Here is a 24,360-nt window from a genome sequence, read left to right as displayed (position 1 = left end):
AATTTATTCGGAAGTCAACGGAATTAAAGGAAGGTACACGATGATGACAGAAAACGAAAAGAATATTACGAGAATACATATGGATGGGAAGGAATTCATTCTCATCGGAACCGCTCATGTGTCGCGTCAAAGTGCTGAGCAGGTGAAAGAAGTGATAGAAGCTGAACGCCCGGATACAGTGTGTGTAGAGCTGGACGAACCGAGGTATCAATCCATCGTCGAAGGAGATAAGTGGAGGGACACAGATATCTTTCAAGTAATCAAGGATAAGAAAGCGACCTTACTGCTCATGAACCTTGCCATTGGATCCTTCCAGCGAAGAATGGCCAAGCAGTTCGGCATCAAACCGGGACAGGAAATGATACAGGGGATTGAATCTGCGAAAGAAATTAACGCAGAACTTGTCCTTGCTGACCGCAACATCCAGGTGACATTTTCCCGGATATGGAACAGCGTCGGTTTCAGTGGGAAAGCCAAGCTATTGACCCAAATCATTTACAGCATTTTCAGCACTGATACGATTACTGAAGAAGAACTCGAGAAAATCAAATCACAGGATATGCTTGATTCGATGTTGAATGAATTCACCCAAGTGTTTCCCAAACTGAAAACACCTTTGATTGATGAACGCGACCAATATCTTGCTCAAAAAATCAAGGAAGCACCTGGTGATAAAATCGTTGCCGTTCTTGGTGCTGCACATGTCCCGGGTATCACGCAGGAAATCCATAACGAACATAACCTGGATAAACTTAATGAACGACCTGCTAAGTCAAAATGGCCCAAAATCATCGGGTGGACCATCCCTATCATGATCCTGGCCGTCATTGCCTACACGTTCATAGCAAACCCGGATGCAGGCATACAGCAGGGAATCAGTTGGATATTATGGAATGGGGGATTTTCTGCCCTGGGGGTAGCCATCGGGATGGGTCATCCATTAGCCATATTAACAGCATTCGTCGCAGCACCTTTCACTTCATTGAATCCGCTCCTGGCAGCGGGTTGGTTTGCAGGATTCGTCCAAGCCTTTTTCCGCAGACCCAATGTCGGTGACTTTGACTCTCTCCCTGAAGATGTCCTGAGTATAAAAGGATTCTGGAGAAATAAAGTAACCCGCGTCCTGCTCATTGTCGTCCTTGCCAATTTAGGAAGTACACTGGGGACGGTCATTGGTGGAGCAGACGTCGTAAGATTATTTTTGGAAAATATATAGAAACAAAATGGGTCATCCTCCTGGATGGCTTATTTTTTCGGGAAAATGTTGGAATATTATGTTAAAATAATACAAAAGCTTTGGAGGGGATCATGATAACTGAATTCATTAATCGATATGGCCATTGGCTCCTTCTTCTTATCACGGGGTTGAGTATTGGAATGGGATTTACCATTTTTACATCTTCAGTTCAAGGAGTCATCGCAGGCATATTTGGCATAGTAGGATTTGTGGGCGTTACCTATCTGGTCATCCATATGGAGGTGCAGAAGAGGAAGAATGTAAAATAATAAAGAAAGGTGAATTCACAGTAAGAAGTTAATCAAAAATGCTTAAAATGTATCTGTACAGCCACGTTTTCAAAATGGATCTTTGGGTAAATAGTAGTTAACCTTTACCCGCGACCTTGTGAGGAGAGAATAATAGGAGCTGTGACGATCGTTGCTCAATATACATGACAGATACTCCATTGTGTTGTATCAAACCTATATGGCAAGAAAGCAGGCTTCCCGTACTTCTCAGAAGATTACCATTCAAATGCTCTCTCAGTACACAGGATTCTCTGAGGAAATCATCCTCGAAGCACTAGAATATGGAAAGTTATCACCTGATTTATCTTTAAGATAATCAAGTAGGGTTAAAGGTCTAAGAAAATTATTTTCTCCTCCAAGGTTGACTTATCATGGATACATTCATTTTGTTACATAATTAAATTTTGAAGAATATATTGAAAATACAAGCTTATATTTATTATAATAACAGAAAGGATTTATAGAGGAGGATCTAATGGACACCCACAGGAGTAAAAGAATCTCAAAGTTATACAGAAAGTTAATTACTTCTGATGCAACGCAAGCTTTCCTTATTTATAAAGGCCTAGATGAGACAACGAAAGCAGAATTACTTGATTTAGTGGCAGAGATGGGTTCTCAGCACTCAGAAAAATTGATGAATAAAATAAGCTAATATACATGTATCGAGTTTAAGACCTGGAGAGATGAGTACTCCAGGTCTTTTTCTTATGAAAGTATTAATGTGATTGATGTTTACCAGCGAAATAAATAATATATCAATAAAATATAGCTAAGTCTTTTGTCCCTCATTGAATACTTTACTTCAATGTTATTTGACATATACAGAAAAAGAATGCGATGTGGTTTCGATTAGGAAATCCATCGCCTTTTTTTATTTCGATCCAATTTCATCATGCAATTGAACTATTTTATCTTCCTTCATGGAGAAAGATACAGTTGCAAATAACCTTTTATAGTCCATACTTCCTTTTTTTATGAAAATAGGAATATATTCCTTTTTGTTCAAAAAATTATTGTAATTAAATGATATAATAATTATAATATTAAGAAAATTTAATAAATAATTCCTAAGAAAGGAGGAAACACTTTATGAACGTGTATATGTCAGTTGATATGGAGGGTATAACAGGACTGGTTGATCATACTCATGTCTCATCAGATAAGCTTAATTATGAACGCGGAAGAATCATTATGACAGAAGAGGCCAATGCCGTTGTGACTGCTGCATTTGATTCGGGCTGTAAGGAGGTTTTGGTAAATGACAGTCATTCACAAATGAACAATCTGTTAATAGAACAATTGCACCCTGAAACGAAACTGATATCCGGTGGAGTGAAACCATATTCCATGGTTCAAGGACTGGATGAGACGTTTGATGGGGCTTTTTTTGTTGGTTATCATGCCAGAGCTTCCATGAAAGGGGTGATGTCCCATTCCATGATCTTTGGGGTGAGAAACATGTATATCAATGGTGTGGCCGTTGGTGAACTTGGATTCAATGCATACGTCGCAGGGTACTACGGTGTACCTATATTACTGGTTGCAGGGGATGATCAGGCTGCACATGAAGCAGAAGCATTAATTCCTAATGTGACAACTGCCGTGGTGAAGGAGACGATTTCACGTTCTGTTGCGAAGAGCCTAACCCCGGAGAAATCAAAACAATTATTAAAAAAGAAAACAGAAGAAGCGATACATAATAAGAAAAATGTACAACCACTCACTCCTCCTGAACATCCTACTCTACGTATCGAATTTGCAAATTACGGACAAGCGGAGTGGGCAAGTCTCATGCCGGGTACCATTCATGAAGTAGATACAACGATTGTGAGATTTGAGGCCAGAGATATCCTTGAGGCCTATAGAGCCATGCTTGTCATGACTGAACTCGCGATGAGAACAACATTCTGTTAGGAAGTGTTTGATCAATGAGTACATATTTGTTGAAACGACTACTGGCCATGGTTATAACCCTCTGGCTGATTGTAACGTTAACGTTTTTCCTGATGCATACCATCCCAGGATCTCCCTTCAATGAAGAACGGAATACGAGTGAAATGGTACAACAAAATTTAGAAGCCCATTATCATTTGAACGAGCCCCTGATGGTGCAATATTTTCTATATTTAAAGTCGCTTATCTCGTTGGACTTTGGTCCTTCTATCACCCAGCCATCCCAAACAGTGAACGATCTGCTGGGGAGGGGATTTCCGATTTCATTTGAACTCGGTATGACAACACTGATCATCGCAGTGCTTTCAGGAATTATCCTCGGGGTTTTGGCAGCCCTTAAGCATAATGGAATCATTGACTATATGGCGATGACATTTGCCGTACTGGGCATTTCCATTCCTAATTTCGTCATGGCGACATTATTGATTCAACAGGTTGCTGTAACGTGGGGAATTCTTCCGGTTGCCACTTGGACAAGCTGGCGACACATGATTCTCCCGACTCTTGCATTAGCCACAGGGCCCATGGCGATCATTGCACGTCTTACCCGCTCGAGTATGCTGGAAGTGTTGACTCAGGATTATATACGGACAGCACGCGCTAAGGGGTTGTCACCGTTCAAGATTGTCGTTAAGCATGCGTTAAGAAATGCATTGCTTCCGGTGGTCACTGTCCTGGGTACACTTGCTGCAGGGATCTTAACAGGAACCTTCGTCATCGAACAGATCTTTGCCATTCCTGGTATGGGAAAATACTTTGTCGAAAGCATCAATCAACGTGATTATCCAGTGATTATGGGAACAACGGTATTTTATAGTGCCTTCCTTATTGTCATGTTGTTTTTAGTGGATCTGGCATATGGTTTCCTTGATCCACGGATAAAGTTACATAAGAAGGAGGCAAAATGATGGGGGTTCCAAATCAACAAGAGCCACTCGTGACTCCAGATGTGAGGGATGAATGGTTCACACCCAAGAAGAGGAATAAAGAGGATGCTGAAGCAGTGGTAAGACCCAGTCTTTCCTATTGGCAGGATGCCTGGAAGCGCCTCATGAAAAATAAACTGGCCATGCTTGGATTAGTATTCTTAACTGCATTAATCATCATGGCGGTCGTCGGCCCGATCATTTCTCCACACGACGTCACTAAGCAAACCCTTTCCAATCAAAATCTGCCGCCTTCTGGTCAACACTGGTTTGGTACGGACGATATGGGAAGAGATGTATTCACCCGTACATGGTATGGAGCACGCATTTCGTTGTTCGTAGGGTTCATGGCAGCGCTGATCGACTTTGTGATCGGGATTGTATACGGTGGTATTGCAGGTTATAAAGGCGGAAAAACAGACAATGTCATGATGCGTATTGTTGAAATATTATACGGATTACCATATCTGCTTGTCGTCATTCTTTTGATGGTAGTAATGGGACCGGGTCTCCTGACGATCATCGTAGCCCTAACAGTGACCGGGTGGATCGGGATGGCCAGGATCGTCAGGGGTCAGGTGCTTCAGATTAAAAACTATGAATTTATTTTAGCTTCAAAAACATTCGGGACGAAAACCGCACGAATCATCAGAAAGAATCTGCTTCCTAATACAATGGGCCCGATTATCGTACAAATGACATTGACGATACCGAGCGCGATCTTTGCTGAAGCTTTCTTAAGCTTCCTTGGACTCGGGATTCAAGCACCCTATGCAAGCTGGGGAGTGATGGCCAATGACGGGTTATCAACAATCCTATCAGGATACTGGTGGCGTTTATTCTTTCCTGCACTATTCATATCATTGACTATGTTTTCATTCAATGTGTTGGGAGACGGATTACAGGATGCACTGGATCCGAAATTAAGGAGGTAATCACCATGAGTAAAGTTTTATCTGTACAAGATCTCCATGTCTCCTTTACAACCTATGGAGGAGAGGTCAAGGCGGTCAGGGGAGTAAGCTTTGATTTACATAAGGGCGAGACGTTGGCGATTGTCGGAGAATCCGGCTGCGGGAAGAGTGTGACATCACAGAGCATTATGAGACTGATCCCGAATCCCCCCGGGAAAGTGACGGGAGGCAGGATCCTGTTCAAGGGAAGGGACCTATTAAAGGTAACCGAACCCAGAATGAGGAAAGTGCGTGGAGCCGATATTTCCATGATCTTTCAGGATCCCATGACAGCACTTAATCCTACTTTGACCATCGGTGAACAAATCATGGAAGGGATACTGCAGCACAACGATGTATCCAAGAAAGAGGCGAAACAAAAAGCGATCGACATGCTTAAGCTTGTGAGCATTCCAAATCCTGAGGAGAGGTTAAAGCAGTATCCTCATCAATTCAGCGGAGGGATGCGGCAACGTATTGTGATTGCCATGTCCCTTGTATGTGAACCGGATGTCTTAATTGCGGATGAGCCGACAACAGCCCTTGATGTTACTATACAAGCCCAAATACTTGAATTGTTTAAAGAGATCCAGAAGAAGACAGGTGTATCGATTATTTTAATCACGCATGATTTGGGAGTCGTCGCTCAAGTGGCTGACCGAATTGCCGTCATGTATGCAGGGAAAATAGTAGAAGAAGGAAACAGGAGAGAAATCTTTTATCATTCACAACACCCGTATACTCAAGGGCTGCTGCGATCCGTCCCGAGGCTTGATCTAGAAGGGGAAGACCTGATACCGATTCCCGGTTCTCCGCCAGATCTATTTTCTCCGCCAGTTGGGTGCCCATTTGTTCCACGTTGTGAAAAAGCGATGGAAGTATGCGACCGTGTGTATCCCGTAAAGACTCAATTAACGGACGAACACCATGTCGACTGCTGGCTTCAGGATAAACGAGCTAACAAAGTGAAGCTTTCATCGGTCAGCTTAACCATTCGTTAAGTTGGTCGTTTGATAGAAAAATAGAATAAGAGGGGGAACATTATGAAAAAGCTATTATCGGTCTTCCTAGTGGGGATGCTCCTGCTCATGCTGGCAGCTTGTACGGCCACAAAGGATGCAGGCAGTGAGTCAAGCAGCGGGGACAGTAAGAAAGAAGACGCAGGAAAGGTCCTTCACCTGAATAATGGAGCAGAACCGACGTCGTTCGATCCACCAATCGGCTTTGATTCCTATTCCTGGACAGCACTGAACAATTTAATGGAAGGGATGACCCGTCTTAATGCCAATCATGAACCTGAAGCTGCCATGGCTGAAAAATGGGATGTTTCAGAAGATGGGAAAGTATATACCTTCCACATCAGGGACAATGCCAAATGGTCAAACGGTGATGATGTCACTGCGGGAGATTTTGTATTTGCGTGGAAACGCCTATTAAACCCAGACACAGGTTCACCGGCTGCTTTCCTCGGATATTTCATTGAAGGTGGAGAGGCATTCAACACGGGAAAGGGTTCAGCTGACGATGTGAAAGTCGCGGCGAAGGATGAGAAAACATTTGAGGTCACACTGACAAGTCCGCAAGCCTATTTCTTGAGCGTCATTGCCAATCCTGCATTCTTCCCGATCAATGAAAAGGTTGCTACTGAGAATCCGGAATGGTTTGCAGAAGCGGATACGTTCGTTGCCAACGGGCCGTTCAAACTGACGGAATGGGAGCATGATAGCCATTTCGTCATGGAAAAGAATGATCAATATTGGGACAAAGATTCAGTGAAATTGGATAAAGTTCACTGGGCTATGGTAAACGATACCAATACGGATTATCAATTATACAAAACCGGTGAACTGGATACAGCTGACGTACCGGCGGATTTAAGTAAACAGTTATTTGAAGAAGGTAAAGTGAATGTGGAAGACCAGGCTGGAACGTACTTCTATCGTTTCAATTTAGAAAAAGAGCCTTTCCAAAATCAAAACATCCGAAAAGCATTCGCCATGGCTGTCGACCAACAGCAAATGGTTGACTTTGTAACAAAGAATAAAGAAAAACCAGCTTACGGATTCGTTTCAAAAGGGTTTAAAGACCCATCAGGCAAGGACTTCCGTGAAGCAAACGGAGACTTGGTGAAAACCGATGTGGAAGAAGCAAAATCCCTCTTAAAGAAGGGGATGGAAGAAGAGGGATACGACAAACTACCGGAAGTCACTTTAACATACAGCACAAGTGATACTCATCAAAAAATTGCTGAAGCCCTTCAACAAATGTTCAAGGAAAACTTAGATGTTGATGTGAAGTTAGCCAATATGGAATGGAACGTGTTCCAGGATGAACAAAAGGCCTTGAAATTCCAATTATCACGGAGTTCATTCTTAGCAGACTATGCAGATCCGATTAACTTCCTGGAAAACTTCCAGACAGGACACTCCATGAACCGTACAGGATGGAGTAATGAAAATTATGACAAGCTGATCCAACAAGCAAAGAATGAAGCAGATGAAGCAAAACGATTCGAAATGATGTATGAAGCAGAAAAAATCCTAATGGATGAAATGCCGATCATCCCGATTCACTTCTACAATCATGTGTATCTACAAAACAAGGATGTGACGGGCATCGTCCGTCACCCGGTCGGCTACATGGAATTAAAATGGGCTGATAAAAAATAAGGATAGTAAAACAGGATGAGTGGGGGGGCGCGTCGGCATACTTTATGGCCATGCGCCTTCTCCCTCTTTTTCTACGAAAGGGGTCCGGAACGAATGATGATGAAGCCTTCTAAACTGAAAAAAGGTGATAAGGTAGGGGTTATAGCTCCTGCCAGCCCGCCAAAATCAGAACCATTGAAAAAAGGAATCCGGTTCCTTGAAGAATTAGGATTGAAAGTAAAGGTTGGGAACTCGGTACATAAAAAATATGGGTACTTAGCAGGTAACGACACAGAAAGGATAGAAGATATCCATAAGATGTTTTCAGATCAGGATGTGAAAGCCATTTTCTGTGCATGTGGAGGTTTTGGTACGGGACGTATTGTTTCAAGATTGAATTTCGAACTGATTCGTCAAAATCCAAAAATTTTTTGGGGGTATAGTGATATTACTTTTTTACATACGGCCATTCATCAACAAACAGGTCTCGTGACCTTCCATGGACCGATGCTAAGTTCCGATATCGGACTCGAGGACGTACATGAAGCCTCAAAGGAATCGTTCCGTCAGCTGTTTCAAACGGGAGATATTGACTATACACATGACATAACCAAACTTGAGACCGTCTCAGAAGGTATAGCGACCGGCCCCGTGATCGGCGGGAACCTCACCCTGCTTGTGAGCACACTGGGAACACCATTCGAAGTGAATACCAAAGGAAAGATCTTTTTCATTGAAGATATCGATGAGGAACCCTATCAAGTCGATAGAATGCTGAATCAGTTAAAAATGGCCAATAAATTCAAAGATGCTTCCGGAATCATCATAGGTGACTTTAAGAACTGCGAGCCTAAGAAACGTGAACGTTCCCTGACTCTTGATGAGGTCCTGACAGGACATATCGCAAGTACAGGAAAACCTGCATTAAAAGGTTTTAATATCGGACATTCTTCACCTAACATTGCCATACCGGTGGGCAGCATTGGAACAATGAATACATTCGAACATTCATTTAAAATCGAATCAGGAATAAGCGAGGGTGAGAACGAGTGAAGATCCATCAACTTGAAACGTTCAGGACAGCAGTGCCTTTACATACCCCTTTTAAGACCGCTTTACGTACGGTGACGGTGGCTGAAGCCATCATTGTTAAACTGACTTGCGACAACGGTATTATCGGCTGGGGAGAGGCACCTCCGACCGTAGTGATCACTGGAGAAAGTTTATCCAGCATCGAACATAGCATCCAACAAGTAATCAAACCCGGGATAATAGGCAAAAATCTATTAAACCACGAGAACCTTTTCCAACATCTTCATTCGTTACTCATCCGTAATACAAGCGCGAAGGCAGCGGTGGATATGGCCATTTATGATTGCCTGGCTCAACATTGTCACCTGCCCCTCTATCAACTTCTGGGAGGGTACAGAGGGGAGCTTGAGACAGATTACACGGTGAGTGTGAACAGCCCGAAGGAAATGGGTGAGGACGCAGCAGCATATGTAAATAAAGGCTTTAATGTACTGAAAGTGAAAGTAGGCAAAGATGAAATCGAAACAGATATTAAAAGAATTCACGAAATCCGCCAACGAATCGGTTATGATGTCAAAATCCGCCTGGATGCCAATCAGGGATGGGAATCGAAAACCGCAGTCAGAGCGATTCGCAAGATGGAGGATCTTGGCCTGAATATCGAATTAGTTGAGCAGCCAGTGCCTGCACATGACATTGAAGGCTTGAAGAGGGTCACGGATGGGGTCGATACCCTTATCATGGCTGATGAAAGTGTGTTCACTCCATACCAAGCTTTTGAAGTATTAAAGACCCGAAGTGCAGATCTGATCAATATTAAACTCATGAAAGCGGGGGGAATCTACCAGGCTCAGAAAATAAACGATCTAGCGGAAGTGTGCGGGGTCGAATGTATGGTCGGCAGCATGATCGAAACCAGACTGGGAATAACGGCTGCAGCCCACTTTGCGGCAAGCAGGAAAAACGTCACTCGGTTTGATTTCGACGCACCACTCATGCTGGCTGACGATATTGTAGTCGGTGGAATCCATTATAACGGTCGGAAGATTACTATGCCGACAAAAGCCGGTCTTGGTATAGAGAGAGTAACAGTATGAATAGAGGGGGAAATCAAATGACGACAAAGGCGCAAATAGCAGTACCTGTAGCAACTCTATGGACAAACCGGGATTCCGCACGTGACTTGGATACACCCGCCATAACCAATCCAGCTCACATGACAGATTGGTTGGACTCCTTAACTTATGATATGCGCTTAGCACTTTGTGATGAGAACAGAATACAATCTCAAGCCTTATTCGGTCAGGAAGTAATCGTGTTGGAAGAGAGTAACGGTTGGTCCCACGTCCTTATACCTGATCAATCATCTTCAAAAGACAATCGAGGATACCCCGGCTGGATCCCGAGTGTTCAGCTTTCACCCGGTGAGTCATCCCAAGCGGACACGTATGCCATTGTAATAAGTAAATTCACGGACTTGATCAATAAGGAAAATGAAACTGAATTAGAACTCAGCTTTCAAACCATTTTGCCGATTGTGAAAGAACATGATGATTTAATAGAAGTGGGGACTCCTTTGGGCACTAGGTTCTTAAGGCAGACAGATATCATGGTATCCAGATCGAAAGTAAATGATCGAAGGGGAAGTGGCCAGGACATTGTCTCATCTGGAGAATCATTCCTTGATCTTCCATATTTATGGGGTGGGATGTCAAGCTATGGATTTGATTGCTCTGGATTCAGCTACACGATGTGCAAAACTCAAGGGTATTTGATTCCACGGGATGCAAATGACCAGGCAAAGGAAGGGAGAGAGGTATCGTTGGATCGCTTATTGCCTGGTGACCTCTTGTTCTTTGCGTATGAGGAAGGAAAAGGCAGCATTCATCATGTTGCCATCTATTATGGTGAAGGTAAGATGATACACTCCCCCAACACCGGTAAAACAATAGAGATACTGTCATTGAAAGGAACTTATTATGAAAAAGAGCTATGCGCAGCCAGACGCTACTGGGAAGAAACGGAGGGACCCCGATGACAAATCATAAGTTGCTAGAAGTGAAAGAATTGAAAAAGTACTTCCACCTGGAAAAAGGAAAAACGTTAAAAGCTGTGGATGGTATTTCATTTGATATATACAAGGGAGAGACCTTCGGATTAGTGGGGGAATCCGGTTGTGGAAAGTCCACGACCGGTCGCACCATTATCGGTTTATACGACCGGACTGAAGGTGAGGTCTTATATGACGGTAAAAACGTACACAGACTTTCGGATAAGGAGAAACAATCATTTTATCGGAATATGCAGATGATCTTCCAAGATCCATATGCATCTCTTAACCCCCGTTCAACCGTAAGGGAAATCATAGCTGAACCTATGGAGGCACACAACTTATTCAAGGATAAAAGAAAGCAGATGGAACGCATTTATCAACTTCTGGAGGACGTAGGGCTTAATCGTGATCATGCCAACCGTTATCCTCATGAATTCAGCGGGGGACAGCGTCAACGTATTGGCATTGCAAGGGCACTTGCCCTTGATCCGGATTTCATTATTGCAGACGAACCGATTTCTGCACTTGATGTTTCTGTACAGGCACAAATTGTAAACTTACTAACGAAACTGCAAAAAGAAAAGGGCTTGACCTTTCTCTTTATTGCCCATGACCTTTCGATGGTCAAACATATCAGTAACCGTATAGGTGTGATGTATCTAGGTCATATTGTTGAACTTACCGAAAGTAAAGAGTTATATAAGAAACCTCTTCACCCCTATACTCAGGCATTGCTTTCCGCGATTCCGATTCCCGATCCGGATGTGGAGGATTCACGTGAAAGGATGATCATACAGGGGGAAATACCAAGTCCGATCAATCCCCCGACTGGCTGTGTGTTCAGAACCCGCTGTCCGGCAGCCATGGAAGCATGTGCCACCCATAAACCTAAATGGCAGGAAGTAGAGGAAAAGCATTTTGTAGCTTGTCACCTTTACGACAAGGAGATTACAAGGGAACATGATGAAGTAGCAGTCACTAAGTAAAGGGAATGAAGAAGATAAATGAAGAATGAATTAGAATATAAAATCAGGGAAATAATGGTTCGTTGTAACGGAAGGGTGAGTGTGGCCGTTGAGCTTCCATCTCACTCCTTCCACATTGATGGGGACCGCTCCTATTCCGCTGCCAGCTTAATTAAGATCCCCATTTTACTCGAAGCTTTCCGTCAAGCACAGGAAGGGGCAATTTCCCTTAATGATATGGTGACGATTCCCAAAGAGGGTAGAGTTGGCGGGGCTGGAGTGCTTGTGTCCCTTTCAGATCAACTCACTCTTACTGTAGAGGATCTCGTTACTCTTATGATCATCGTTTCCGATAATACAGCTGCAAATCTCCTTATTGAACGGCTAGGGTCGAATGCCATACAAGAACTCTGTCATACATTAAAATTAAAACATACCAGGATTCTTAGGAAATTGATGGATTTCGAAGCCTTGGAGAAGGGTTTGGATAACTATACCTCGGCACTCGATATCATTACTTGTTTGAAGGTAGTGGACATTGGTAAGGAATACAGTCAGACGAACACGGGGAAAATGCTGCATATTTTACAACAGCAGCAATTTAATACCAAACTCCCATCAAGGATGGACCGGGAAGCAGTATATATCGGAAACAAAACAGGAGAATTGCCCGGGGTTGAGCATGATTGCGCCATTATCAAGTTCAGGGATAAAACGGCTTATATAGCGGTACTTATCGATGAACTTGGAGAAAGCGAAACTGGGAAAGACACGATTGCTCAGATTGGAGAATTGATATGCGATTCCTTAATCAAAGATAACAGTGAAAAAGCAGATGAGCCATATGGATGATGGCACAACTGCTTTTGTTTATTGCTTGGAAAAACGTAATTTATTTAAACAGCTTGTTTCGATCCTCCATACTGGGAGGCTGTTCCATCCAACCGTTCTTCGCCATTATTTTACCTCCGTCATGCCCATAAGATAATATGTCTTTTGCAGTTGAAGCTAGCTTGACAGGAAGATCGCTGCGTAAGCTGAAAGCAGTTCCCAGGGCATTGCTCCCCAAACCGAAGTTAGTGAAAAGGGAGGTGCAATACATCATGAGCTTATCTGAAAAAGGTGCAACTGTTGAATCGGTTGCTCTCGCTCCGGATATGGAAGGGGCTTGGACATCACTTTCCAGCAGCACTTTAGAATAGTCGCTCACGATCTTCTTTGATAATTCTTTTCCTTTAATGAAGTATTTCTTCACTTCCGATTCATTTGCCACTTGGGCAAAGCCCGTCATCATCTGCATTCCCAAAGTATTTGATTCAATTCCAAAATAAAGGTAGGCAACTTCAACCGTATTCAACGCCCTTTTATCCGAAAAGATGTTGAAACCAGCCATATAATTAGGGCTATTAGCAAATTCGATTGATTTTGGGAGTGTTACGGCAGGAGGTCCTGGTAGAACATCTTTTTCGCGTAAGTAGTCCATGCACTTTTCATAAACAGATTGAGTGAAGCCGGTCAACTCTTTGTATAAGAGGATGAGATCTTTCCGGTATGACATATTTACGTGTAACGTATGCAAACCCATACTGATAGCTTGTAGCTGCCTAAGAAACAAGATATCGAAGTGGTGATCAAAGAGTTTAGGAACCCCTGGATTTACATCTTCTTCGGTAAAACCGGCGGGAATCACACATCCCTCCTCTTCGAATAAAGTGGTGAGCCTTCCGACGTATTCTTTCACATTTGTATGTGTATCAACCAGGATTTGTTTTGCTTCCTCAACGTCCGCCTTCTCTATGAAATACTCCAGTATGTGCTGAGTCATTGTCTTTTGCTGATATGTCATCCACAAAGTAGCAAGCTCACTTGAACATAACGCTTTCTTATCGGTCATGCACACCATCCTTTTTTCATTCGTTTCATTCCGAGTTCATCATGGTGCCCGGAAATTTCATATACTCATTTTCCCTCTTGAACTGAAATTTATTCCCTATTGAATTAGAAAGGGAAGTCATAGTTGAGCTGGGGATGGAGCATCAAAAAAGCAAGAGCATCTTAATACTGATGGATGCTCTTTTTTTGAAGATGAATGAGGGCTGTATGGAGACTGGCGAATGTTGGAATATGCGTGATAACAATTCCCAGGTTGACCATGGTATGAGCAATTTCCGGTCGGATCCCTGTCAAAACTGCCTGAATTCCGGCTATTTTAAGAGAGGCCACCACTTTAAATAATTGGTCTGCCACGATCGTGTCAACAACCGTAACACCCGATAGATCAATGATCAAATAGTGTAAACCCATTGCTGTTCCTTTTGTGAGGGTCCTTTCCATTAAGTCTTTTGATCGTGAGGCATCGATGTCTCCAATAAGTGGGAGAATGGCAATCGAATTGGTCACCTTGACGATGGGGATGGACAGCTCAGAACTGATCGAATCCGAAAGGGGGTGAGAATAAGCGATCGTGATTCGGAAAATGGCCCGGTCGACCCCTGTATGAAAGTGAGAAAGTAAATCATAGAACGTTTCAATCGACAGGTCTTGAGCGATGGCCTCTGCTTTAATCAGTTCTCCTATCATTTTGCGAAAGGAATGAAGATCGTTTATCGCTACTTCAAGAGAAAGGTCCAGCTGCTTGAACAAGGTAACAGATGAAGATGCCCACTTTTCGATGTTTCCCGAATTTTTAGCCATTCGTAATGAATCAGCCAGTACCTCGATGGAATCGCCTCTCCACTTTCTAAGAGACACTTCAACAATATTCGAATAGGGAGAGTCTATATTCGCTCTTTCCTGTATCAGCCCGGATTTTGACTCGACGATACGATTAATGAAATCAAGATATTTATCTTCGTCCTGAACGGCCTTCATCGGCATATGAAAACCTCCTATTATAAATCAACTTTGAGGGTTGTCTAATTATGTAAATATATTTGGAAAAAAGATAGAGGTAGCGTTGGATTCTATGTTATGATTTTGAGTACAAAATCAAAGTTACTTATTGAGGAAGAAAGGCATTTCATTGAAGAGGTGAAGGAATGATGATTGATAGATTCCTTCCATTTTATTATACCGAAGATTAACACGTAAAAAAGTGTCTGTTTAGACACTTTCTAACATTCAGTATATACTTGCTTATCTGTCTTTATCGTTTTAGAAGGGGGATTGAGGGTTGAATAAAAGAACTTGGCTCACTAAGTTACGTAAAAGGAAAAAGATGACCCAGCAGGAAGTAGCTGCAAAAGCCTTTATTGAAAGATCCTACTATGCCCAAATTGAAAATGGAATCCGGAAACCAAGTGCCGAAGTGACGATCAAGTTAGGTCAAGTGCTGGATTTTCATGCATCAAGTTTTAACCTGGAGGAGAATCCATTCTCCATTGCTTTACAAAATGCCCCTGTCATCCTGGCTCATTGTGATACTCAATTACGGTACACATGGATTTTTAATACCCCTGATCTTATTCCCGAAGATCATATCGGAAAAACAGATGTGGAACTGGATGATAATGTAGGGAATCATGCCCTGATGAAATTAAAGAAAGAGGTTCTAACTGAAAAGAGGCCAGTTAGCCGAGTCATTACCATTCCCTTACCATCTGGAGACATCTCTTACAACGTTTATGCCCATCCCCTCCTAAACGAGGATGGTGCCATTATTGGAGTTGCCACTGCTTCCACAGTAATACATAGCAACAAAACAGAATGAAGAATTTTAAGATACTAAGATGTAAAACGATTTTAGGGAAAGTAGAAAAAGAGATCGAAGGCTGACACATCCTTCGATCTCTTTTTTTGAAAGCTATCGATCCGTTTCCTTAAACTTAATATCAAGGAGTTTTTCGCTTTCCGTTTCAAACTGGATATCAACAAACACTCCAAATTCCTTACCGCCCCGCCTTAACCAAAGCTTAAATTTTTCAGTTGAAGTCTTCGTGCCATATTCTTTTCCAATGTGAAGATAATCCACAATCGCTGCATCAGGATACCTTTCTTTCGTTTTTCTCACTGCAAGGCTTCCCCATTTTGCATAGGACGGAATTTCCTGCTGTGCATAAAGAATTTGACTACCTTCTCCGATTGAAAGGTTCGACAAAACCATCAAACCAAGAACAATTGAAACTAACCGGATCAATTTCAAGAGCATTACCTTCTTTTTACCTTGTAGGTTGTCTTGTATATCTGAAATTATTCCCTCTTTCTACTATCAACGGCATTTGGAAATAAGTGAATTATTTTTTTAGTTAGAATATTCTTTACTTAATCCGCATAAAATCTTACACTGTGGATGTGGGAAGAAAATCTTTCCAACATACTGAAAGGAGGCGATGACGATGATTTCAATCGTCGATGCAAGTCAAAATATCAATGATTACGAGGTTCTTTCTATTAAAACATAGCCTGGGAGGATATTATGAAGACAACGCTTCAACAAGTGAAAATCGTAGAATATCATGAAGGATTAGCAAAAGGAATCGCCAAAATGTGGAATGAGAGCCGTGAAAACTGGGGCGGGGATTCCACCGTTACAACAGAACAGGATGTAAAGGACAAGGAAGAGAGTTCCACCAATCTTCATTTATTTTTAGCCATGGTAGGGGACGAGGTTGCAGGATACTGCGGACTTTCCGAATATCGTGAGGATGTCGGTGCATTATACATTCCGTTACTGAATGTCCACCCTAAGTATCAAGGGTTGAAGATAGGCAAACAGCTTGTCTTAAAAGCGATTGAGAAAACGGTGGAATTACAATGGCCACGACTAGACTTGTTTACCTGGCCGGGAAATACAAAAGCTGTGCCACTTTATAAAAAATGCGGATTTTTCTGGGAAGACCGTGATGATACAGTTCATTTAATGAATTTCATCCCAATGGTGCTTCAACTCGATCTGTTGAAGCCTTTTTTCGAGAAACATGATTGGTATCAAACGAGTCAGCGTTTAATTGAAGTCAAACCGGATGCTCTGAAGGTTAATGAACACACGTTTTATGAATACAAGTGGGAAGCAGATGAAGAGTTCGTTCGCATTCAATTTGAACGGACGGGACGAGGCATTCGTTTAATTGAAACACAGGATTATTTAGTTCAAATGAACGTACCGGAATTCAAACTTCTGGAAAATGAAGACCATTATGTAAGCTATCATGTTGAAAATCGCAGTAAGGAACCAATTGAAATTTCAATAAAGGGTGTTTCGTCACCGATAGCAGAACATGATTTCGAAGATACTCTCTTGGTGGAAAACAAATGGATGAGGGATTACCCTGTAAAGGTTTCTATGCCAGAAAGTGAACCTGGTCCATGGAAAACACATCCAGTGATTGGGGCTGATTTCAAAATAAATAAACAACCTCTCTCGCTGAAAATGGGTGTATACCCCAAGCAGGCAGGTAAAGTGAACATAAGATCTGTTAAGAAGAATTGGAGAGCCCACAGTAAGGGAACCGTCTATCTCGACCTTGAAAGTCAGGTTGGCGAAGATTCCACTTGGACAGTCAAACTGCCTGAGAATAAAGTGATTTCTTGGGATGAATCTGAGGTGATCGAGAAGGTCGGCGCCAAAGGGAGAGTTTCCATCCCGGTACCTGTGCAGCTGTTGAAAAATGGGTTTTTATCAGAAGAAATTGTTGTAGAGGTTAAGTGGGAAAACGGACACCGATCCTCCTTTACGACTTCACTGAGAATTGCATTTCCTGGATTCGGGGCAAAATTCGGCGGGGAAACAGACGAGCACTGGTTTGGATATAATGGACCACACTATGTTGAAATCGAAAAAAGAAATCACATGGTAAAAATCGGTTCAACTGCTTTCACCAGGGATCCCATTTCATTCTTTACCCCTAAATTCGGTAAACCATACAGCGAAGAATTTTCAAAGAAAGAAGCGTCTTCTATTGAATACATCGAGTTACCAGAGGCATTGGTTGTGAAAACATCACTCGTATCAGAAGCGTTTCCTTCCATACTACTCAATTCATATTTCAAGATATATGGAGAGGGGTTAGTGGAAGTCAAGCATGAGGTAGTAAATACAGGGGATCAGGAAAAGAAGAAGCTTTCTTTGATTCAGCCTGTGTTCACAAGTTTGGAAGGCCTGTCAGTCCCTCAAAATGAAGGGGTCTTGAAGTGTAATGAGTCCCTGGTTCCATTTGTGGAATATATTGATGATAAAGCTATTTCAGAGCGGTGGATGTTTCTCGAAGCTTCCAAAGGGGATACAATCGGTTTATCCTGGCCGGAAAATGCCATTGCCAGAAAAGATGATTGGCGAATGGCTTTGGAATATGAAATGGATTTGATTCCTGCCCATGAGGAGATTTGTTTAGGTCCGATCCAGGTAGGCATCAACATGTCAAATCAATGGTCGAAGTGGCGTGAATTCATTGTAGGGGATGAAGTCGAGCGAAAGGAACTCACTCTTTATACTTTCGGAAAACCAAATGGAGATGTTGTTTCCACTACTGGTACCAAAGAGGATTATTCATTGAATTCCATGATGACCCCTTATATACACGGAACTTTAACCGTTAGACATGATGATGGAACGGTTGTGAAAGAAGTATTGAAAGAAGATGCTCTTACTCAAGTGAGTGTGGAACTTGAACATAATTCCCCTGGAGTAAAGTGGATTTCCGGAGATTTTTCATCTAAGAGTCAAACGGCGAGGATGGACTCATTACAATTTGTTAAAGGAAAACGTGATGTGAAAATCGGACAAAATGAGGGTATTTGGTCTGTGGATAATGGGGTTATATCATTTAAGGCCTCTTCGGATTACTATCCGGGAATTTATTCATTAAGTTTAAATGGAAATGAAGCACTTGATCATCAATACCCGACCCCTGGCCCGCGTGCCTGGTGGAATCCATGGGGCGGTGGGATTGCGTACACCTTCCGAAATATCAGTGGGTATTCCATGCTGAAAGAAAAAACAACGATTGAATCAGTGACGAAAGTGGATCATAACGGTCACTGTTGGTCCGGCCTCAGTTTAACAACAGAGTTTAAACAGCACGAGAAGATGAAAGGCGTCATTCTTCGCCAATACGCCTTGACCCTGCCGGAAGTACCGGTGCTTACCGTTTATGCAGAAATTCATCAACATTCTGGACAAACGATTGACAAAGAAATACTAGATCTGGATGCTTTCTTCAAACTGGGAGAAACATTGCAATCCAGTTATATTACACTTCCTACAGAAGGAATCTTCCATAAATACTATGGGGGATCAGAAGAATTCGTATTAAGGGATACACCGTTTGTCGTGTTGGGATCTGACGAACGGGAAGAGATGATGACATTTGTTCATCCAGCTAATAGAAAGATGTCAGAAGCGTATATAAATCAAGATGCTCTATTAGTGGCATCAACTAAAGAGTGGTCTGCCCCCACAGGGGAAATCATAAAAGTAGACCCAAGTATCCTCTTCTACGGAGAACTAAAGGATACCCAAAGCATCAAAACATTACAAAACATCAAATTCAGTTAAATCAGCACGAACATGCCTGCAGTGCAGGCATGTTCGTGTTTTTTAGAGGTCAAAGATGAGGGACGGACCTCCAAAAAATGTTGCTTTTCCCGTGGACTCCCTGATAGTACAAGGATCGGGGAGATAATGTGGAGAGTTATTGGAGGTCCGTCCCTCTATAGTTATTTTGGAGGTGACGACATTTTGAGACAAAGTGAGCTTAGTAGTATTAATAGGGCAGGGTGGAATGATGGTGCTTATCAAGCGTGGGTGAATCGTCACGGATTGCCAAAGAATTATGCTCTTACACTTATGAAAAATCCACAACATAAAGTATCGAAATATTTAAACCATATGGGAGATATCAGAGGAAAAAGAATTGCAAATCTACTAGGTTCGAAGGGTAATAAAGCAGTGTCCTTTTCCTTATTGGGTGCAGAAGTCACTGTGGTGGATATTTCGAAAGAAAATTGCAAATACGCCATGGAATTGGCAGAAGTCGCAGGTGTCAATATTCGTTATATCGTTTCAGATTTATTAGAAATCCCCGGTGAAGAGAAAGAAGAAGATTATGATTTTGTGATTTTGGAACTTGGCGTTCTACATTACTTTGTGGATTTAATGCCTGTTTTTACGATCGCTAGTAAGATGCTTAAGAAAGGTGGAACTTTCATCTTGAGGGATTTCCATCCGATGCTTACCAAACTATTGACGGTTGAAGGTACAAAAATGGTGGCAGCAGGCGATTATTTTGACAGTGGTGAAAAGGAAGTGGATGTTGCATTCTCAAAACTATTGAAGACCGATTCACTACATCCATCAGCTAAGAATAGAATTCGCAGGTGGACACTGGGTGATATCATCACAGCAGTCGGCACTACCGGCTTTATCATTACTCAATTAGAAGAGGAATCCGGAATAAGATGGGCGTTCCCAGCTGATGCTCCAATAGGGATTAAAAAAAACATACCTAGTTTATTCACAATCACTGCAGAGAAAAGATAGTGGTAAGGAATAGAAGAGGGACGGACCTCAGAAAGTGTTTTCATGACGGTCGAATCATCACTTCTAGAGGTCCGTCCCTCAAGGTTTACTTCTTGGTTTTTCGGGTATAGGAAATTGGATATGTATATTTATGGAAGGGGATTGGTCATGGAGGAGAAGGTTGTTGATTTTTATGAATCTAAGAAGAAGTTGAGTTTGATTGCGGCTGGATGTATTTTGTTTGTTCTACTGTGTTTGTATTTGACGTATGAGTTTTTCTTTATTGATGTGAATTATTTGATAGGGGGGATAGTTGCGTTAGGAGGAGTGTTCTTTTTCTTCTGTTTGATTCAGATCTTTAAAAAGCTCTCTCATGACGTACCTCACGTAAGCATGACTAAGGAGTATCTGTTTTTATATGTGTTGCCTGATGAACCCGTTCACATTCGGTGGGAGGATATTGAAAGCTATGTTCCATACGAAATTTACCGGAATTCTTTTATTGGGCTGGTTCTGAACGATGAAGAGGAATACCGTGACAAAATGCCGGATAAGCTAAAACGCATGTCCAGGATGAACGTGAAAATGGGGTATCCACAATACAATATTGTGATAGGCAATTTAAAAGAGCCTCAAAAATTGCTTAAAGAATTAACCATTCGTATTCCCCATGCCAATATGGTTACGGAAGAAAAGACTGTTTCTCCTACGAATTCATTGTAACTTAACCAAAAAAAGGTGAGCAAACATTGCCCACCTTTCACCTTTTTAAGATTAATATACCTTATCCCCATTAAAGATCGAATTCTTTACCACAACGTAATCTACTGTACGGATGGATTCAAGTTTCGTTCCACCTGCATAGGAGATTGAAGATTGAAGATCTTGTTCCATTTCAATCAGGGTATGTTCTAATGACCCTTTATGTTCAACGTACATTTTCTTTCCTTCAACGTTTTTCTTCTCACCCTTTTGAAATTCGGAAGCTGATCCAAAGTATTCTTTAACTAGTTTTCCGTCTTTCTCAGTCGTTTCTCCAGGAGATTCTTCATGACCGGCAAATAGGGATCCAATCATCACCATAGTGGCACCAAAACGGATGGATTTTGCAACATCCCCATGTGTACGGATGCCTCCATCAGCAATGATGGGTTTAGTAGCCGCTTTAGCGCACCATCTCAGTGCAGCCAGCTGCCATCCACCTGTACCAAAGCCTGTTTTAATTTTTGTAATACACACCTTACCCGGTCCGATTCCAACCTTGGTAGCATCGGCCCCTGCATGTTCTAATTCTCTAACGGCCTCTGGGGTACCAACATTCCCGGCAATCACAAAGCTTTCAGGTACATGTTTTTTAATATGTTGAATCATATTGATGACTGCATTGGAATGGCCGTGTGCAATATCGATTGTAATGAATTCCGGAACAAGCTTTTCTTCTGCCAGCTGCTCGACAAAGGCGTATTCTTCTTCCTTTACCCCTACTGAAATAGAAGAGATCAATCCACGTGACTTCATATCTTTAATGAATGACAAACGTTCTTCAGGTTTAAAACGATGCATTATATAGAAATAATTATTTTCAGCTAAGTAGACAGCGATTTTTTCATCAATAATGGTTTGCATATTGGCTGGGACTACTGGCAACTTAAACGTATATCCACCCAGTGTTACACTCGTATCACATTCAGAACGGCTGTTAACCACACATTTTGCAGGAATTAATTGAATATCTTCGTAATCAAATACATTTTCCATCATTACACCCCTAAACACGAATATTAAAGTTTGTTTATTTTATAAATGTTCGTCCATAAGGTAATTTACATCATTTTCTTAACGATGTCAAAGATTTTTTGGAGATATACAAACTAATCATGTTGCTAATCATTAAGCGTTTACATCAAGTTGTGGGAGATTGTGTTAGAGTATAGACATTTGGTTAAGAAAGGTGGTTTGCCTATGTATTGGGTTATCGCTCTATTCGATGATCAAACAGAAGAGCTGATTAAAGGGATTTGGAAAGAACTAGCGGTTAAGGACATTTCTTATTATGAAGAAGAAATCAATGATGCCCGTCCACATATTACATTAGGCAGTTACACGGAATTAGACAAAGAGGCATACATAGAATCTTTAGAAACCTTTTAAGAACATACCGCATCCTTCCGCATCACATTTAATACAGTAGGCTCTTTTTTAAACTTCGGCACTCTTTTTCTTGCCCCAACCGTGACGAGGGACCTTCTGGACTTACACTCGTCTCATTACGATCATTTTCATTCTTTTAAACGTAAGGCCAATCCACTGTATCTTCCTTGCAATTAGATTCCACACTGTACTTTGGCCAATAAACTTTCCCCTGAAAAATTAGCCGAGGGATTCGAGCACTGTTTAGGAAGGGGAGACACGATTGAAGCGGAGATAAATGGAGTAGCCATTATCGAATTATTGAATGATTCAGAGGACTGTATGGATGCACCCATCATTTATACTAAATTATTTAGGTAGACTGTATTAAACAGCGAGAGGCGGATTGATAACCTGCCTCTCGCTGTTTGATATTTGTAGACTGACTACTCAACATAGTTATTTATAGCCTACTTTCTTCATCACGAAGCCACTTTTCGGCAGCGTTGGGATCTCCCGAAGACTATAGCTCATATCCTGCTTCGGCAGCTGATAGTTAAGATGTTTACTCATGAAGGAAAAGCTCGCTTTCATGACTTCGATGGTCGGCCATTCACCTGGACACCGATGACCGGTATCATAATTTCCACCGCCTTGAGGGACCAGTTCATAGATACTGCCCTTGTAATCCTTGAACCGCCCGGGTTCGAAATGATCAGGGTTCTCCCAGATCCGGGGATCATGATTCGTACCGAATAAATCAAGCATCACCATTTGACCTTGTTTAAAGTGATATTGCTGCCATACGAAATCCTTGGTTGTCAGGGCAGCGAGAAAAGGGAAGAAGGGATAGTAGCGACGCACTTCCTGAATGAAACACCTGAGGTCTTCGTCATTAGAATGAATGTTTTCTTTCCACTCCGGATTTTCTTCAAGTGCAACAGCACCAAACACCAGATAGCGTGATATGGCTACAAGAGGGCGAATAACATTTATTAATTCGACTGCAGCCACTTGTTTATCAAGAAGATCCCCGTTCAGGTCCCGGTGGAAAGCCATTTCGTATAGGGCAGACCCTTTTTTTGTTTCACACCGTCCCTGACGCACCATATGAATGACGCTTTCAATCCATTTTTCCAAGCGATTCCTTGCCCGGAGACTTGCAAGATACCGGGGACCGATTTTTGATGCTCCTTCAATCAATCTGTTTAAATCTTTGGAGCGTTTCGGTACTGCTTTCTCTTCGATTGGTATACCAGCCCATTCACATCCAACCTTTGTAAGTAACTCCAGGGATTCCTCGAAAAGATTGACTTTATTCTTTTTCTCCCACTTACGTGTATATGCATCCCACTGTCTAGTCGTCAATTTGTGCAGTTCATCGAGTCCTTCAGGTGTCATCAGTGACATAAACAAACGTTTCCTATGTTCATGAGACTTTCCATCTAACGTTTGGACCCCGCCTTTTCCAAAGAGTGTGTTCAGTATGTGAGGAGGCATTGCTCCATTCCTCTTCATCTTTTCATTATCATAGAATAGTTCCACACCTCTTTCACCGCTAAGAAGAGCGACCTTCTTACCAAGAACTTTTGTTTCATACACATCTAGATGATGCTTCTGAATACGTTTTTGAATAAACTCATAACCGTCCATAAAGATCGACAATGTACGGTCAATTCCTTTATCTTTCGGTACCTGAACTGGCATTATGTATT

At 42.0% G+C, this 24,360-nt stretch carries 23 protein-coding genes; 18 read left to right on the top strand and 5 right to left on the bottom strand.

From position 1 onward, the window contains the following. Window positions 1-43 precede the first annotated feature (43 nt). The 13 genes from ATG71_RS15830 (at window position 44) to ATG71_RS15765 (ending at window position 12,912) form a co-directional block, all read left to right on the top strand. A complete protein-coding gene (locus ATG71_RS15830) occupies window positions 44-1,216 on the top strand; it encodes a TraB/GumN family protein (RefSeq protein ID WP_098441867.1) in 1,173 nt (390 codons plus the stop codon). A gap of 92 nt (window positions 1,217-1,308) precedes the next feature. Then, a complete protein-coding gene (locus ATG71_RS15825) occupies window positions 1,309-1,506 on the top strand; it encodes a hypothetical protein (RefSeq protein WP_098440409.1) in 198 nt (65 codons plus the stop codon). Between the two features lie 151 nt (window positions 1,507-1,657). Beyond that, window positions 1,658-1,843 carry a hypothetical protein gene (locus ATG71_RS15820; RefSeq protein ID WP_098440408.1) on the top strand — a complete coding sequence of 62 codons (186 nt, stop codon included), beginning with the start codon at window positions 1,658-1,660 and terminating at the stop codon, window positions 1,841-1,843. 776 nt (window positions 1,844-2,619) lie between these two features. Then, entirely contained in the window at window positions 2,620-3,444 is an 825-nt protein-coding gene (locus ATG71_RS15810; RefSeq protein ID WP_098440407.1) for a M55 family metallopeptidase, read from the top strand. Window positions 3,445-3,458: 14 nt separating this feature from the next. Next, window positions 3,459-4,391, top strand: a complete 933-nt coding sequence (locus ATG71_RS15805; RefSeq protein WP_098440406.1) for an ABC transporter permease — start codon at window positions 3,459-3,461, stop codon at window positions 4,389-4,391. Next, window positions 4,388-5,344: an ABC transporter permease gene (locus tag ATG71_RS15800; RefSeq protein WP_483295310.1), complete on the top strand. Its 957-nt coding sequence runs from the start codon at window positions 4,388-4,390 to the stop codon at window positions 5,342-5,344. Before ATG71_RS15805 ends, ATG71_RS15800 begins: the two co-directional genes overlap by 4 nt. A gap of 5 nt (window positions 5,345-5,349) precedes the next feature. Beyond that, on the top strand, window positions 5,350-6,363 hold the full coding sequence (locus ATG71_RS15795) for an ABC transporter ATP-binding protein (protein ID WP_098440404.1): 1,014 nt from the start codon (window positions 5,350-5,352) through the stop codon (window positions 6,361-6,363). Between the two features lie 42 nt (window positions 6,364-6,405). Then, window positions 6,406-8,031: a peptide ABC transporter substrate-binding protein gene (locus ATG71_RS15790; RefSeq protein ID WP_098440403.1), complete on the top strand. Its 1,626-nt coding sequence runs from the start codon at window positions 6,406-6,408 to the stop codon at window positions 8,029-8,031. A gap of 93 nt (window positions 8,032-8,124) precedes the next feature. Further along, complete coding sequence (locus tag ATG71_RS15785; protein ID WP_098440402.1) at window positions 8,125-9,063, top strand: S66 peptidase family protein; 939 nt, start codon at window positions 8,125-8,127, stop codon at window positions 9,061-9,063. Beyond that, window positions 9,060-10,139 (top strand): mandelate racemase/muconate lactonizing enzyme family protein, encoded by a 1,080-nt coding sequence (locus tag ATG71_RS15780; protein WP_098440401.1) that lies wholly within the window; start codon window positions 9,060-9,062, stop codon window positions 10,137-10,139. Before ATG71_RS15785 ends, ATG71_RS15780 begins: the two co-directional genes overlap by 4 nt. Window positions 10,140-10,156: 17 nt before the next feature. After that, on the top strand, window positions 10,157-11,080 hold the full coding sequence (locus tag ATG71_RS15775) for a C40 family peptidase (RefSeq protein WP_098440400.1): 924 nt from the start codon (window positions 10,157-10,159) through the stop codon (window positions 11,078-11,080). Further along, window positions 11,077-12,081 carry an ABC transporter ATP-binding protein gene (locus ATG71_RS15770; protein ID WP_098440399.1) on the top strand — a complete coding sequence of 335 codons (1,005 nt, stop codon included), beginning with the start codon at window positions 11,077-11,079 and terminating at the stop codon, window positions 12,079-12,081. The genes ATG71_RS15775 and ATG71_RS15770 overlap by 4 nt, the downstream gene beginning before the upstream one ends. 18 nt (window positions 12,082-12,099) lie before the next feature. Then, window positions 12,100-12,912, top strand: coding sequence for a serine hydrolase (locus tag ATG71_RS15765; protein WP_098440398.1), 813 nt, complete (start codon window positions 12,100-12,102; stop codon window positions 12,910-12,912). Window positions 12,913-12,952: 40 nt separating this feature from the next. Here the strand turns inward: ATG71_RS15765 and ATG71_RS15760 are convergent, their stop codons facing one another. Then, on the bottom strand, window positions 12,953-13,954 hold the full coding sequence (locus ATG71_RS15760) for a DUF3231 family protein (RefSeq protein ID WP_098440397.1): 1,002 nt from the start codon (window positions 13,952-13,954) through the stop codon (window positions 12,953-12,955). A gap of 161 nt (window positions 13,955-14,115) precedes the next feature. After that, window positions 14,116-14,937, bottom strand: a complete 822-nt coding sequence (locus ATG71_RS15755) for an STAS domain-containing protein (RefSeq protein ID WP_098440396.1) — start codon at window positions 14,935-14,937, stop codon at window positions 14,116-14,118. A 295-nt stretch (window positions 14,938-15,232) separates the two neighbouring features. On the opposite strand from ATG71_RS15755, the gene ATG71_RS15750 reads away from it, so the two are divergent. After that, window positions 15,233-15,769 carry a helix-turn-helix domain-containing protein gene (locus ATG71_RS15750; RefSeq protein ID WP_098440395.1) on the top strand — a complete coding sequence of 179 codons (537 nt, stop codon included), beginning with the start codon at window positions 15,233-15,235 and terminating at the stop codon, window positions 15,767-15,769. Window positions 15,770-15,862: 93 nt separating this feature from the next. Here the strand turns inward: ATG71_RS15750 and ATG71_RS15745 are convergent, their stop codons facing one another. Next, complete coding sequence (locus tag ATG71_RS15745; protein WP_098440394.1) at window positions 15,863-16,207, bottom strand: DUF3889 domain-containing protein; 345 nt, start codon at window positions 16,205-16,207, stop codon at window positions 15,863-15,865. A 267-nt stretch (window positions 16,208-16,474) separates the two neighbouring features. On the opposite strand from ATG71_RS15745, the gene ATG71_RS15740 reads away from it, so the two are divergent. From ATG71_RS15740 to ATG71_RS15730, 3 genes are all read left to right on the top strand, one after another. Beyond that, window positions 16,475-19,552, top strand: coding sequence for a GNAT family N-acetyltransferase (locus ATG71_RS15740; RefSeq protein ID WP_098440393.1), 3,078 nt, complete (start codon window positions 16,475-16,477; stop codon window positions 19,550-19,552). 183 nt (window positions 19,553-19,735) lie between these two features. Continuing rightward, window positions 19,736-20,536 carry a class I SAM-dependent methyltransferase gene (locus tag ATG71_RS15735; RefSeq protein WP_098440392.1) on the top strand — a complete coding sequence of 267 codons (801 nt, stop codon included), beginning with the start codon at window positions 19,736-19,738 and terminating at the stop codon, window positions 20,534-20,536. 147 nt (window positions 20,537-20,683) lie between these two features. Continuing rightward, window positions 20,684-21,238 carry an STM3941 family protein gene (locus ATG71_RS15730; RefSeq protein WP_098440391.1) on the top strand — a complete coding sequence of 185 codons (555 nt, stop codon included), beginning with the start codon at window positions 20,684-20,686 and terminating at the stop codon, window positions 21,236-21,238. A 51-nt stretch (window positions 21,239-21,289) separates the two neighbouring features. Here the strand turns inward: ATG71_RS15730 and guaC are convergent, their stop codons facing one another. Beyond that, window positions 21,290-22,273 (bottom strand): GMP reductase, encoded by a 984-nt coding sequence (gene guaC / locus ATG71_RS15725; RefSeq protein ID WP_098440390.1) that lies wholly within the window; start codon window positions 22,271-22,273, stop codon window positions 21,290-21,292. Window positions 22,274-22,477: 204 nt separating this feature from the next. Here guaC and ATG71_RS15720 point away from each other — a divergent pair, with 204 nt between their 5' ends. Continuing rightward, on the top strand, window positions 22,478-22,666 hold the full coding sequence (locus tag ATG71_RS15720; protein ID WP_098440389.1) for a hypothetical protein: 189 nt from the start codon (window positions 22,478-22,480) through the stop codon (window positions 22,664-22,666). A gap of 438 nt (window positions 22,667-23,104) precedes the next feature. Here the strand turns inward: ATG71_RS15720 and cypC are convergent, their stop codons facing one another. Next, window positions 23,105-24,352: a CYP152 family fatty-acid peroxygenase CypC gene (gene cypC / locus ATG71_RS15715; RefSeq protein ID WP_098440388.1), complete on the bottom strand. Its 1,248-nt coding sequence runs from the start codon at window positions 24,350-24,352 to the stop codon at window positions 23,105-23,107. Between the last annotated feature and the right edge of the window lie 8 nt (window positions 24,353-24,360).

Source organism: Bacillus sp. es.034 (assembly GCF_002563655.1).
GTDB lineage: Bacteria > Bacillota > Bacilli > Bacillales > Bacillaceae_B > Rossellomorea.
Note: the sequence above shows the minus strand (reverse complement) of the source record. Positions and strands in the feature narration are given on the sequence as shown.